The 13,334-nt window shown below is 57.3% G+C and carries 14 protein-coding genes; 5 read left to right on the top strand and 9 right to left on the bottom strand.

What is annotated here, in order from left to right; translation table 11 throughout:
- Positions 1–185: 185 nt before the first annotated feature.
- The 3 genes from B3Q33_RS00560 to B3Q33_RS00550 form a co-directional block, all read right to left on the bottom strand.
- A complete protein-coding gene (locus B3Q33_RS00560) occupies positions 186–848 on the bottom strand; it encodes a DUF1294 domain-containing protein (RefSeq protein ID WP_273010012.1) in 663 nt (220 codons plus the stop codon).
- A gap of 12 nt (positions 849–860) precedes the next feature.
- Complete coding sequence (locus tag B3Q33_RS00555; RefSeq protein WP_273010006.1) at positions 861–2,030, bottom strand: AAA family ATPase; 1,170 nt, start codon at positions 2,028–2,030, stop codon at positions 861–863.
- 135 nt (positions 2,031–2,165) lie between these two features.
- Entirely contained in the window at positions 2,166–2,891 is a 726-nt protein-coding gene (locus B3Q33_RS00550) for a 16S rRNA (uracil(1498)-N(3))-methyltransferase (protein WP_273010002.1), read from the bottom strand.
- 91 nt (positions 2,892–2,982) lie between these two features.
- On the opposite strand from B3Q33_RS00550, the gene B3Q33_RS00545 reads away from it, so the two are divergent.
- On the top strand, positions 2,983–3,969 hold the full coding sequence (locus tag B3Q33_RS00545; protein WP_273010001.1) for a YheT family hydrolase: 987 nt from the start codon (positions 2,983–2,985) through the stop codon (positions 3,967–3,969).
- An 87-nt stretch (positions 3,970–4,056) separates the two neighbouring features.
- Here the strand turns inward: B3Q33_RS00545 and B3Q33_RS00540 are convergent, their stop codons facing one another.
- The 6 genes from B3Q33_RS00540 to B3Q33_RS00515 form a co-directional block, all read right to left on the bottom strand.
- Complete coding sequence (locus B3Q33_RS00540; RefSeq protein WP_273009999.1) at positions 4,057–4,560, bottom strand: hypothetical protein; 504 nt, start codon at positions 4,558–4,560, stop codon at positions 4,057–4,059.
- 96 nt (positions 4,561–4,656) lie between these two features.
- Positions 4,657–5,169, bottom strand: a complete 513-nt coding sequence (locus tag B3Q33_RS00535; protein ID WP_273009997.1) for a hypothetical protein — start codon at positions 5,167–5,169, stop codon at positions 4,657–4,659.
- Between the two features lie 68 nt (positions 5,170–5,237).
- Entirely contained in the window at positions 5,238–5,732 is a 495-nt protein-coding gene (locus tag B3Q33_RS00530) for a hypothetical protein (RefSeq protein ID WP_273009995.1), read from the bottom strand.
- Between the two features lie 70 nt (positions 5,733–5,802).
- Positions 5,803–6,582 carry a hypothetical protein gene (locus tag B3Q33_RS00525; RefSeq protein WP_273009993.1) on the bottom strand — a complete coding sequence of 260 codons (780 nt, stop codon included), beginning with the start codon at positions 6,580–6,582 and terminating at the stop codon, positions 5,803–5,805.
- A 15-nt stretch (positions 6,583–6,597) separates the two neighbouring features.
- Positions 6,598–6,948: an HNH endonuclease gene (locus B3Q33_RS00520; RefSeq protein WP_273009991.1), complete on the bottom strand. Its 351-nt coding sequence runs from the start codon at positions 6,946–6,948 to the stop codon at positions 6,598–6,600.
- Positions 6,949–7,387: 439 nt separating this feature from the next.
- Complete coding sequence (locus B3Q33_RS00515) at positions 7,388–8,089, bottom strand: TetR/AcrR family transcriptional regulator (protein WP_273009989.1); 702 nt, start codon at positions 8,087–8,089, stop codon at positions 7,388–7,390.
- Positions 8,090–8,238: 149 nt separating this feature from the next.
- On the opposite strand from B3Q33_RS00515, the gene B3Q33_RS00510 reads away from it, so the two are divergent.
- The 4 genes from B3Q33_RS00510 to B3Q33_RS00495 all read left to right on the top strand — a co-directional run bounded on the left by B3Q33_RS00510 (position 8,239) and on the right by B3Q33_RS00495 (position 13,182).
- Positions 8,239–9,681, top strand: a complete 1,443-nt coding sequence (locus tag B3Q33_RS00510) for a coniferyl aldehyde dehydrogenase (RefSeq protein WP_273010067.1) — start codon at positions 8,239–8,241, stop codon at positions 9,679–9,681.
- 215 nt (positions 9,682–9,896) lie between these two features.
- On the top strand, positions 9,897–10,478 hold the full coding sequence (locus tag B3Q33_RS00505) for a twin-arginine translocation signal domain-containing protein (RefSeq protein ID WP_273009987.1): 582 nt from the start codon (positions 9,897–9,899) through the stop codon (positions 10,476–10,478).
- 93 nt (positions 10,479–10,571) lie between these two features.
- Positions 10,572–12,188 carry a GMC family oxidoreductase gene (locus B3Q33_RS00500; RefSeq protein WP_273009985.1) on the top strand — a complete coding sequence of 539 codons (1,617 nt, stop codon included), beginning with the start codon at positions 10,572–10,574 and terminating at the stop codon, positions 12,186–12,188.
- A gap of 130 nt (positions 12,189–12,318) precedes the next feature.
- Complete coding sequence (locus B3Q33_RS00495) at positions 12,319–13,182, top strand: PA4780 family RIO1-like protein kinase (protein WP_035245773.1); 864 nt, start codon at positions 12,319–12,321, stop codon at positions 13,180–13,182.
- The last annotated feature ends 152 nt before the right edge of the window (positions 13,183–13,334 follow it).

The following is a 13,334-nucleotide window of genomic DNA, read 5'->3' as shown; positions in this document are numbered from 1 at the left end:
CAGGCTGATACCCAGCCTGCTGCCGCCCCGCGACTCATTTTATACTGTCGGCATAACTGTCTGATCGCCGCTTTTTTTCCATGCACTTTCAGCGAGCGTTCCACATCTTGCGGTAATCGCATACCGTTTTCCTTCCCTGGTTATGGTTTTATTCTACTGGCTGTTCTTTCATAAGAGTTTCATTCTCAAACCGGACCGCTTATCCATCCCCATTCCTTGAGGGTGATCAGCCAACTCAGCGCCTGCCCATCCAGCCAGTCCCGCAGAGGTGCGGCCTGAAAGCTGAAAACAAATGCGCCAACCAGGGCAATATTTATCACTACTACCAGCCAGAAAATAGTGCGGAAGGGCTGCTTTCGAGTCTTGTGACGGAAAAGCGGGCGCGCCAACAGGGCGCCGGGCCAACCGCCTGCCAGCGATAGAAAGTGCAGGGTATTTTCCGGTACCCGCTGACGTTCGTTAAGCGCCGCTCGCTTGTCCAGTCCGAACATGATAAATGTCAGAACCGCGATAAAAATCAGCAACGGCGACAGAAAAACCCAGAACGCATTTTTCGAGAAAAATAGCCAGAAAGCACCATAGAAAACGGCCACCACAAGCAGCGGCAACAGAAACTCTGGCAACAACAGATGTGCCGGCCGCCAGCACCGTTCCACATCGATGGCACGCACCCCCTTGGCGGCATCGGGCTCTACCCGGAACAGGACCTTGTCTCCGTCTTTCGGACGCGACCGGATTTTTCCGAAGGCAGTGACGTGCACAAAAATGTCCCGCCCTTTTCGGTCGACAATAAAGCCGAAACCCCGGGCATCATCCCAGCGCTTTAGCGTACCGCTTTGTTTTTTCATTTTTTCTTCATGTCAGTGGGATTCAGACCAATGCCAGTTGGGGGTACTCAACAACCCCTGGCCGACGACCTGCGTTTCGCCCAGTTCCTTAGTCAGCTCTACCCCATGGCAATCCGGGTGCTCATTCAGCGCCGCCACCAGCCGATTGGCGTGGCTGACCACCCATAACTGGCTGTGCTGGCTGGCCTGTTTGATCAGGCGGGCCAGTGCCGGCAACAGGTCCGGGTGCAGGCTGTTCTCTGGTTCGTTGAGCACCATCAGTGAGGGTGGCCGTGGGGTGAGCAGGGCGGCGATCAGCAACAGGTAGCGCAGGGTGCCATCAGAGAGCTCCGCCGCCGACAATGGTCGCAGCAGACCATACTGGTGAAACTCCAGCTTCAGGCGACCATCCGGCAACGGTTCGATGTTCAGCTTCGCACCGGGGAAGGCATCTTCGATGGCGGCGTCCAGGGCCATGCTGTCACCCACCTCGCGGATGGTCTGCAGCGCCGCCGCCAGGTCACGACCTTCGTGATGCAGCACCGGCGTGCGGGTGCCGATCTGCACCTGGCGGGCCGGGGCCTCCCGGTCGGTGCGGAAATGATCATAGAAACGCCAGCCGCGAATGCGTTCACGCAGGGCCAGCACCTCCGGCGCCGTGCGCGCATCGGCCACCTGGCTGAACAGACTGTCGAAGGTATTGAGATGGTCGGCCAGGGTTAACCAGCCGTTATCGACACGGGCTTTCACCAGTGGGCCACGCCGGTCCACCAGCGCCGCCGCCGGGCAATAGGCGCCGCCGGCCCAGATAATTTCCCGCTTGATCTCCGGGTCCAGGTTGAAGGCGGTGGTGCTGTCCGGTCGCGGCAGGCCCAGCTCGATCAGATAACCGAAATCCTCATCAGCAAACCCCAGCTTCAGCCGACGGCTATGCTGGCGCGGCCCCCCTTCCACCGGCACCAGCCCCTTGCGCATGGCGGTACTGAGCGTCTCCGGCCCGGCCCAGAAGGTGGATTCCAACCCGCCCTCACTGGCCAGTGCCGCAATCACATCATCCTGGGCCGTGGCTGCCAGCAACCGCAGGGCCCGGTACAGGTTGGACTTGCCACTGCCGTTGGCCCCGGTAATCACATTCAACGGCCCGAGCGGCAACACCAGCTCCAGGGCGGAGCGGTAATTACTGATGGCCAGGGTGGTCAGCATGTCTTGTCCTTGTTGTTATTCAGCGTCTAGCGACTAGCCTCGAGCTACTAGCAAGATGCCGCCACCGATTGGGCGCGGGCACCCGGCCATACGTTACGAGAAACAAGCTCGCGCCTGGTAGCTAGACGCTCGAAGTTAGTCGCTGCTTTCCCACGCCCACAACGCCGCCAGCAAGGCCACCGGCGCCGTCTCGGCACGCAACACCCGATTGCCCAGGGCAAACGCCACAAAGCCGTTTTCCTCCGCCGCGCTCAGTTCCTCATCGGAAAAGCCGCCCTCCGGGCCGGTGAGCAGGGCCAGTTCCGCTGTTCCTTTCAGGGCAGCAGGGGAGAACGGGCTTTTCCCAGGGTGGGCGATCAGTCGCAAGTCTGGCAGATCCCCGATCAACCAATCCTTGAGCGACCTCACACCGGTGACCTGTGGGGGGCGGTTCAGGCCGCATTGCTCACAGGCACTGATGGCCAACTGTTGCCACTGGCCCAGCTTCTTTTCCTGGCGTTCGCCCTTGAGGCGCACTTCGCAGCGTTCGGTATCCAGCACCACGATCTGCGCAGCACCCATCTCAGTGGCTTTCTGGATCGCATAATCCATGCGCTCGCCCTTGATCATGGGGAGTGCCACGGTCACCACCAGGGGCGCTGTGCGGTCATCCGCCACGAACGCCAGCGGCTCCACGGTCACCGCCTTCTTGCCCACGGCAAGGATCCGCGCGGACCATTCGCCACCGTGCCCATTGAATACCACCAGCTCGTCACCCTCCGCCATGCGCAGCACCTTGCCAATATGATGACTGGCATTGGCGCCCAGCTCGGTGGCAATACCGGCCTGAAATTCCTGATCGTCAAAAAAGCGGCGGGCCATGAGGGATCTCCGTCATCAATGGGTGCCAGCGGGAAAAGCAAAAGGCTACCATAGCGCCGGTCGAAGAGACTGCTATCGAGTGAGAGTTTCCATGGGCGAAATCGTTGCCTCCCCGTTCCAGCCCCCCGTGTGGCTGCGCAACCCCCACCTGCAAACCCTGTGGGGGCCGCTGGGCCGTGCCCTGCCTGAGGTGGAGCGGCACAGCGAATGGCTGCCGCTGGCAGATGGCGACCGGCTGCTGCTGGACTGGGCCGGGCCGCAACGCCACCCCGGTCAGCTCACCGTAATCCTGCTCCACGGCCTCTCTGGCTGCAGCGATTCGCACTATATGCGTGGCATTCAGAAGGCGCTGGCCGATGCGGGGGTGCGCTCGGTGGCGATCAACAGTCGCGGTGCCAAGCAGCCCAATGACACCGCCCTGTGCTACCACGCCGGGGAAACCGACGATGTGGATGCGGTGATCGAGCATGTGTTTGCCCAGGACCCCACCGGCAACCGCATCGCCATCGGCGTGTCGCTGGGAGGCAGCCGGCTGCTGAACTGGCTGGCCCACCGGGACAACGGCAAGCTGACGGCGGTGGCGTCGGTGTGCGCGCCCTTGCGGCTGGACCTGTGTGCCAACCGTTTGGACCGGGGCCTGTCGAAACTCTACCGCCAGCACCTGCTGAAGACCTTGCTCGCCCAGCTCAACGACAAGAAACGCCATCTCGACAAAGTGAACCCGCCGGAGGCCAAACGCCTGCACCGGCTGAACATGAACGGCATCCGTTCATTCTGGCGTTACGACGACCAGATCATCGCTCCCCTGTACGGCTTTCGCGGGGCCTACCACTACTATGCCCAATGCTCTGCCGGGCCCAAACTCCTGCAGATCCGCACCCCCACGCTGATGCTGCAAAACCGGGACGACCCCTTCATGACCCCGGAGACCCTGCCGCGCCAGGAAGAACTGGGCCCGGCGGTGACCCAGGAGGTGAGCGAGTACGGCGGCCACGTGGGCTTTATCAACCACGGCCCCCAGCGCTACTGGCTGGAGCAGCGGTTGATGGCATTTGTGCAGGGGTTTGGGTTTCGCTGACAGGCTGCGGGTTCGCCTCACGGCCTGTCACGCCCGTGTAATAGGCGCGAGCTTGCGAGCGTCCTAATTTAAGCGTTTGTTAAGCCGCTACGGCAATTTCGCACTTGTATTAAGATATTTGGACATTGGTAATTTGGCCCACTCATATTCATGCTCTACATATCCAATCACGAACAAAGTAACGACAAGTAATGCTGAAGCAAGAACCCGGAAAAAGAACAACCTTGCTTTTTCTCGCCAGTCATAGCGAGCATCCAACTTAAGTTCTTTCTCCTTTAAAGCTACTTTCCTTGACTCATCAGAATTAAGATCTTCGAAATGATCATAGTAGCGGATAAATTTGACAAGAGAATCTTCAATGTCTTTTTTTAGATAAATAAAATCATCGGCTTCATGAATATCTAATATTTTATTTTTTAATTCTTCAATCGCGTCTTTATCTAGTGCCTTTAACTTTTTCTCGAAGTCCTCTCGCACTTCAGCCCGCGTTCTTTTATCAGGAACAATCGACGAAGGCACTTCATAAGAGCGATTTTCGGTCATGGCATTAAAGCCATTCAGTATACTAGATGGATCAAATCGTCCTGCCATATCCAAACTTCTCCGGCTCTATTCGCTTAACGTGGAGTTAACCAGCGACCAAGACGGCGCGAAGCGGCGTTTTGGGCGTCCGGGTTGAACGCCGGGCTAGGCATTACATTGTACTGCGACGGAAACTGCATGAATAACTTCGGCACAAAGCAAAACAAACGCGTCATCAACTTCCACTAGCGTTGAAATTTCAGAGACATCTCCCTCATTAAAGAAATGCTCATCCGGAAGCATTACTCTGAATGGGAGGATGGCCGCCTTTTGTACCAAAGCCTCATAGCTGCGCCCGTTACCATGTTTGAGGACATTAACTGCAAGCTGAAGGTCCGAGAACCGTTCTTTAAGCGCGACATCGCCTTGGCTCTCTAGGACTAGACCTGCTTTTTGAAATCCATTTTTACATTGTAGTTGATCTTGAAGGACGGCATCGAACATCGAGAACATGCCAACAGCAGAAATAGCTCTTTGTAGCTGTACCATTTGAAGGGTCTTCACCAATGTTGTTGCGGCACTTGTTTGTAGTGCATCAACGGTGCGCTGCTGCGCTTCATTCAGCGCATTCAGACTGAAAGCAGTACTACGCTGAACCAGTTCATTGAATTCGTGCATATCTCTCTTGCGGCCTAACGCCATGCTCAGCCGCCGCGTCAGCGGCCGGACTGGAGCTTCTTGTTAGCTCACTCCTTCTCGATTCTCGGTGCAGGATCAGGTGGATACATTACAGTTATCACATCAGCCTGAACCTCATCTGGAACGTGTGATATGTGCTTCTCATGGCTTGTGTCTTTGACCCAATTGTGAGCTTCAAGGAAACAGTTAAAGCAGAACCATGATGCCGCAACAAAAAGCCAGTTCCCATTAATTATGGAGTGTACACCGATGAAAAAAATTGCGATCAGAAACCCACCGAGCATCCACCGGAACGCGAATAGCATTGCAACGGCTGAACCGTAACTAGAACGCTGTAAATCACGAGAATTAACATAGTCCTTGTGAAGAATGTGGCGAACCATGTCTAGGCGCGCAAAGACTCTAAATATCTCAGAACCGCTCTTCTTGGCACGATTCATCACCCGCTGAAGCAAGATAGATGAGATTGCAAATACTGCAGACCCTAAAAGTCCCTGAACAAAGGGACTAAGTCCGTTGATGTGTTCTAGAATTCCGTCCATTGCTACTCCTGACCTAGAGGAAGCTAACGCCAGCCATCATGCGCTTGTCGCATGCATGGCATTGTTATGCCTAATCATGCTTTCTGGCACTAATGATCTGGTTTAAAACCCATGGCTCTAACCTTTCCCATATAAGTCCCATTAGGCGGTTGTATTGCTCTTCGGTTAACACTTCTCCCTCTTTCGCACCGCAGTTGGAAAGTGCATGCCGAACGGCCTCACCTAAGACCCTCTCTCTTTCTTCTTTATGTTGTTTTTCCAGTGTCGGACCTATAACTGCGCCCATGGCCTGCTGAACGGCTTTACCATTCCATTTCTCATAGTCGTATGCTTTCCGTAAGTCTGCCAAAGCCAGATCAAGGTCAACAGACAGATCCAGCTCCTCGCCTTTGGTTGGATCAATTGCATACGTTGCCGCAAATGCATCTCCTGAATAATTACTAGACAAGCACATGACAACTCGCATCACACCGAAGTATTCGACATACCCACGTATGAGGTTGCTATCTGGATCACCATTGACATGGACACAGTGAATCGGAATTCCCGCGGGCCTTCCAGCCACTAGGTCTTTCTCGTAGTAATAGCCAAAACATGGTTCAGATCCTTCTTCTTTTAGAAACTGAATAGCATGCTCACAGTCTCTCACGCTTACTCCAGTAGTAGAGAGTAATGCTAGTGCTGTTTTGACAAATGAGCGCCCCGCATCTAGCCCACCCAAGGATAAATTGAATTTAACCGGTTCTTGTGAATAGGTGGACTCCATCTTGGCTCTCTCAAGCAATTCATCAACATTAAGTTGAGAGTATTTACGGGCGACACCTTTCAGCATCTTTTTTGCTTCAGCCATATTCCTAGCAGAAATTTATATTTCTACGCCTGCATCATTTTTCTGTTCTTTGAAGATAGGCTTTGGCAAGTCCAGTGATCCATCAGCGTTGAGCACCCACTCACGACCACTGGTAGTTTGAAATTTCTGTGAAGGCGCATCACCACGCTCTCTACTAATCCGAAAAAACAGACTTAACGGGTTCATTTGGTGCGCAAGCGCAGAATCCCAGCTATCTCCGGATTTTGAATTGCAGGACACACACAGAAAGCCTGAGACTTTCTTTCTCCCTCCGATAGAGTTGGGAATTAAATGTTCACGCGAGTCAATTTCTGTGGAAATAAATTCTTCACACAGCAAGCATCGTTTCTCCAAGTCGTTGCCCACAAGGTTAACTCCATTGCGCATAACAGGTATTAGGAAGCCGACTCGAATACCCAATGAACGTGCCGGCTTCATATCACAAACTGCAAATTTGCATATTGAAAGATAAGAGCAGAAAAGTCAGTCAGTTACAAACCGGTCGGTTTACGCATGATTCAATATGTTGACCTCTTCTTTTCCCTGACCCAATAACCCTGATCATAAAGAAAGAGTTATTGAGAATAGGATCCAGCCCAAGAACAAGGAGCGTGCGGGCCGCCCCATAGAGGCAACCCGCCATCGGTTATCAACGCCTGCGTTTGAAAGGGATTGGTGCGAGATATCGGGAAGAAGGCGAGGCCCTGCGTCACCACAGAGGGCAGAGAGAAAGGAAGGTTTCCCTCCGTGTTCTCTGTGCCTTCTGTGGTAAACCATTTTTTGAAGTAACAGCGGGGAAGGGCAGCTATTCGCTGCCGGTTTTGTCCAGCCCAGGCACATGGCCGAGCAGCAGGGTCGAGGTGTCGTCCGCGGCCCGATAGCGGGCCTTCATTTCTTCCAGGTGCTCGCGGGTCTCGCCGCGCAGGAAGGGCTCTTCCAGGCAGATGATCTGGTAGATGCCGTGGCGCATCAGGGCTTCGTCCAGCGCCTCATCCGCCGCTGCGTCCGGGCGCAGGCCATGTACCAGCGATGCCCAGGAGGACATCAGCACCCAGGTGTTCACCATCAGCCCCTGTAGCTGCTCGTCATCCACGTCGATAATGCCACTGCTGCGCAGTTCGCCGTAAATCACCAGTCCCCGTTCCAGCACCACCTCCACAAAGGCCTGGTAGCGCGCTGCCAGCGCCTGGTCAGCATGCAGAAAGTGGGTCAGGTCGCGGTGGAAAAACCGGTACTGCCACATGGACGCCAGCAACCCCTCGAAATAATGGGTCTTGATGGTCCAGGTCAGCGGCCCCTGGGGCGCCTGCAACAGGGCCAGCAGGTGCTCGCTATAGCGCTCGAACAACGCCGCCACGATGACGCCCTTGTTGCGAAAGTGGTAGTAGAGGTTCCCCGGGCTGATCCCCAGCGCGTCGGCAATATGATTGGTGGTCACATTGCGTTCCCCCTGCCGATTAAAGAGCGTGAGGCTGGTGTTGAGGATGCGTTCCTTGGTGCTGGTCATTGTAGGCCAAATGTTGTGATTTCATTACTGCAGGTTGACTCCTAGAGTAATTACTCTAAAAATCAGACTCAAGGTTAATTTTTGATCGGTCGCCAGGGCGTCCGGTTTTGTCATCATACATAATGAAAAGCCTCGGGAGGCAAGTGACCATGGTCGCCGAAGTGAAAGATCTCCACAGCAACAATGCCGACATCGAACGCATGCAGCAGATTTTCGCTGCCCAGAAAGCGGCCTACCGCCAGCACCCTTACCCCAGCGCGGAACAACGCATTGAGCTGATCAACCGCATCAAGCCCCTGCTGCTGGACAACCTGGATGCCTGGATCGAGGCCCTCAACAACGATTTCACCACCCGCGCCGCTGACGAAACCAAGCTGGCCGAAATGCTGATCACCCTGGAAGGGCTCAAGTACACCACCAAGAAGCTGCGCAAGTGGATGAAGCCACAGAAGCGTAGCGTCAGCGCACTGAGCTGGCCGGGCAAGACCTGGGTGGAATACCAGCCGGTGGGCGTTGTGGGCATCATCGTGCCCTGGAACTACCCGATCCAGCTGGCCGTGGTGCCCCTGATCACGGCCCTGGCCGCCGGCAACCGGGTGATGGTCAAGATGAGTGAAGCCACCCCGCGCACCGGTGCCTTGCTGGAGAAACTGATTGCCGACACCTTCCCGGAAGAGCAGGTGGCGGTGATCAATGGTGAGGTGGACGTGGCCCAGGCGTTCTCCAGCCTGCCGTTTAACCACCTGCTGTTCACCGGTTCCACCACCGTGGGCCGTCACATCATGCGTGCCGCCGCTGCCAACCTGACGCCGGTCACCCTGGAGCTGGGCGGCAAGAGCCCTTGCATCATCGGCCAGGACTTCCCCATGCAGGATGCCTGCGAGCGCATCGCCTTCGGCAAGTGCCTGAACTCCGGCCAGACCTGTGTGGCCCCGGATTACATCCTCTGCCCGGAAAACCGGGTGCAGGAATTCGTGGATGCCTGGAAAGCCCAGGTGGCCCAGTCCTACCCGACTATGGTCAACAACCCGGACTTCACCGCCATCATCAACCCGCGCCAGCACAGCCGGCTGCAGGGCTACCTGAAGGATGCCAGCGAGAAGGGCGCCGATGTCATCGAGATCAACCCGGCCAATGAAGATTTCACCGGCAGCCAGAAGATCCCTCATACCCTGGTGCTGAACGTGACCGACGACATGCAGATCGCCCAGGATGAAATCTTCGGCCCGCTGATGATCGTGGTGCCCTACAAGAATCTGGATGACGCCATCGAGTACGTGAACGAGCGTCCTCGTCCGCTGGCGCTGTACTACTTCGACTGGAACCAGGGCAACTGCGACCGGGTACTGAAGAACACCCACTCCGGCGGCGTCTGCCTGAACGACACCATTTCCCATGTGGGTGTGGACGACATTCCGTTCGGCGGGTCAGGCGAGTCCGGCATGGGGGCCTACCACGGTCCGGAAGGCTTCCTGACCTTCTCCCAGGCCAAGGGCATCTACAAGAAGGGCAAGTTCAACGCCACCAAGTTCATCCTGCCCCCCTATGGCCGTGGAATGCACAAAATGATCGACAAGTTCTTTTTGAAATAACAACGACGGTTACAGTGTAACCGCCACCTTGCTGTAGGAGCGGCGCTCGAGCCGCGAACAGCCTCACGCAGTAACGAGGCACGAGAAGCGAGTTACGAAAGACGAAGAGCGGGTTGGGGGTTTTCGAAACTCGCTTCTCGAAACTCGTACCTTGTTGGTTCGCGGCTCAAGCGCCGCTCCTACAAATAACCACTAACAACAATATAGAGTGCGTTATGGATCAGGGACTCAATCGCCGCAGCTTTCTCAAGCTGGGCGCCGCCGGTAGTGCCTTGCTGGCCACTGGCTCCACCCTCACCCTGCTGACCGGCTGTTCCAGCAATGATGGCCCGGCGGCGGGCTATCGCCATTTTCGCCAACAGGATGTGGACCTGCTGACGCCACTGGTCGGCGCAGTGCTGGGCAAGGCGCTCACGGATGTGGGGGCCAGTGCCGAAGACGGCATGAAAGCCTACGACGACCTGCTGGACGGGGCCATGCCCGGCACCCGTGCCACTCTCTTTCAGATTCTCGATCTGATGCAGCTGGGCGCTGCCCGCTGGTTTATCACCGGCACCTGGGCCAGCTTTGCCGAGCAAAACGAGGACGAGCTGCAACAGACCCTGGCCCACTGGTCCTCCAGTGATCGCGGCCTGTCGCAGATGGCCTTCAAAGGCCTCACCCAGCCCATGTTCATGGCCTGGTATGTGAAGGCTGAGGCGGCGCGCAGTACCGGTTACCCGGGCCCGCCGCAGGTGATCAACACGCCCGAGGCAGGTATCCCGGCAGCGGATACGGCACCAACCGCCACCTCCTGATGGATCTTCACCCTGCCTGCGGGCAGGGCGATCTGGTTTTAGCGTCAAGCGTCCGGCATCTTGCAGCCGGCGCAAAACAACAAGGATAACGCCATGCAGGACCTGTCTTCCCTGCCCATCAAGGGCATCAAAGACCCGTGGAAAACCGGCATCAAGAACGGCTGGGATGTGATCGATGGCCGCAGTGTTTCCGCTGACCGTACTCTGGAAGCGGATGTGGTGATCATCGGCACCGGTGCCGGCGGCGGCGTCAGCGCAGAGATCCTGACCCAGCGCGGCCTCAAGGTGATTCTTATCGAAGCCGGCAAGCTGATGAGCTCTGACGACTTCACCCTGAATGAGGGGCAGGCCTACCGGGACCTCTATCAAGAGGGCGCCATGCGCGCCACCAAGGATGCCGGTATCACCATCCTGCAGGGCCGCACGGTAGGCGGCACTACCGTGGTCAACTGGACCAGCTCCTTCCGTACCCCCAGCGAAACCCTGCGGTATTGGCAGGACACCTACGGGGTGGAAAACCTGCTGCGCCAGGATCTGGACCCCTGGTTCCAGAAGATGGAAGAGCGGCTCAAGATCAGCCAGTGGATCATGCCCCCCAACGCCAACAACGACGTGCTGAAAAAGGGCTGTGAAGCGCTGGGCTGGGAATGGGCGGTGATTCCCCGCAACGTGGAAGGCTGCTGGAACATCGGCTACTGCGGCATGGGCTGCCCCACCAACGCCAAGCAATCCATGCTGGTGACCACCCTGCCCATGGCCATGAACAACGGTGCCACCCTGATTCACAGCGCCCAGGCCCATCGTCTGCTCATCGATGGCGACACCGTCACTGGCGTGGAAGTGCGCCCGCTCAACAACGACAAGGAACCCACCGGCGCCACGGTCACCATCAAGGCGAAAACCGTTATTGCCTCCGGTGGCGGCATTCAGACCCCGGCCCTGTTGATGCGTTCTGAGGCTCCGGACCCCCAAAGCAGGGTGGGCAAGCGCACCTTCCTGCACCCCACCACCTTTACCTTCGGCATCTACGACAAGGAAGTGGCGCCGTATTACGGTGCACCACAATCCCTGTATTCCGACGAGTTCGTGTTCAAGCATGGCGTGGATGGCCCGGCGGGTTACAAGCTGGAAATGATGCCCATGCACCCGGGCCTGACCGGTGCCCTGATGGGCGGTTACGGGGGCGATGCCCGTAACGAAATCGAGCGGCTGCCGAACCTGGCATCCTCCATCGCCTTGTTGCGCGATGGCTTCCACGCCGACAATCCCGGTGGCAGTGTGGAGCTGCGCGACAACGGCGAGCCGGTCATCGACTATCCCGTTGACGACTATCTGCTGGAAGGCGCCAAACGTACCCACCTGACCATGGCGGAAATGCACTTCGCCGCCGGCGCCAAAGAGATCCGCCCCAGCCACAGCCATGCCGGCTATTACAAAAGCTGGAAAGCCGCCAAAGACGCCATCAACAACTTCGCCTATGACCCGGTGATCACCGGCCTCGGCAGCGCCCATGTCATGGGCGGTTGTGCCATGGGTCAGGATGAGTCCCAGTGCGTGGTCAACAGCGACGGCAGCTACAAGTACCTGAATGGCCTGTACATTATTGATGGCTCGGTCTTCCCCACCAGCCTGGGGGTGAACCCGCAGCTCACCATCTACGGGATGAGCGCCCGCAATGCCACCGCCTTGGCGGACAAGCTGAAAGCCTGACCCGCCGCTCCTGACTCACCCTGCTCCGGTTGCCATAACGGAGCAGGGTGCTCCACCTGTCCCCCCGATTTCAGCACGAAAACCTCAGGTAGCAGGGGAAGCCGGACGCCAAATAAGGTATAAGTGCGGCATGAAAACCCCGCAACGATTACAACCCCTGGTAGATGACGGTCTCATCGACGAAGTCATCAGCCGTCTTATGAGTGGCAAGGAAGCCGATATCTTCGTGGTCCGCTGTGGCGACGAGATACGCTGCGCGAAAGTCTACAAGGAAGCCGCCAAACGGAACTTCAAGAAAGCCGCCCAGTACCGGGAAGGCCGCAAGGTCCGTAATAGCCGGCGCAGCCGGGCCATGGAAAAGGGCTCCAAGTTCGGCCGGGAACAGCAGGAAAAGATCTGGCAGAGCGCCGAGGTGGATGCCCTGCGCCTGCTGGCCGAAGCCGGCGTGCGCGTGCCCAAGCCCTACGACATGCTCGAAGGGGTGCTGCTGATGGAGCTGGTCACCGACGATGAAGGCGACGTGGCCCCGCGCCTCAGTGAGGTGGTGATGTCCGCCGAGCAGGCGGAAGAAGACCACGCCCTGATGATGCAATACGTGGTGCGCATGCTGTGCGCCGGGATCATCCACGGCGACCTGTCCGAGTTCAATGTGCTGGTGGATGACTACGGGCCGGTGATCATCGACCTGCCCCAGGCCGTGGACGCCGCCGCCAATAACAGCGCCGAAGCCATGCTCTACCGGGACGTGGACAACATGACCCGCTATTACGGCCAGTACGCCCCGTCACTCCGTGGCAGCCGTTATGGTCAGGAAATCTGGGCCCTGTATGAAAGCGGCGAACTGACCCCGGACAGCGAACTCACCGGCCAGGTAGAAGACGACGGCCACATCGCCGATGTGGAAGACGTGCTGGCAGAGATCAAGGCGGCATTCGAGGAAGAACAGGAACGCCGAGAGCGGCTCAGCGGCGACGCTGAGGACAGTGGTTACTGAGCCCATACCGTTCAACCAAGGCCTCACGTTCGGTCAAGACTCACCCTGCTATTCCGTTACCCGTTGGAGCTTTGCTCGCAAAGCGAAAGGCGTGGCCGATACTCAAGCGGTTCGCTTTGCGAGCAAAGCTCCAACGGCTAATGGTGGTGCCA

It is taken from the genome of Alcanivorax sp. UBA3183, assembly GCF_002364155.1.
Classification (GTDB): domain Bacteria; phylum Pseudomonadota; class Gammaproteobacteria; order Pseudomonadales; family Alcanivoracaceae; genus Alcanivorax; species Alcanivorax jadensis.
The sequence above is the reverse complement of the archived record's forward strand: the minus strand, read 5'-3'. Positions and strand labels throughout refer to the sequence as shown.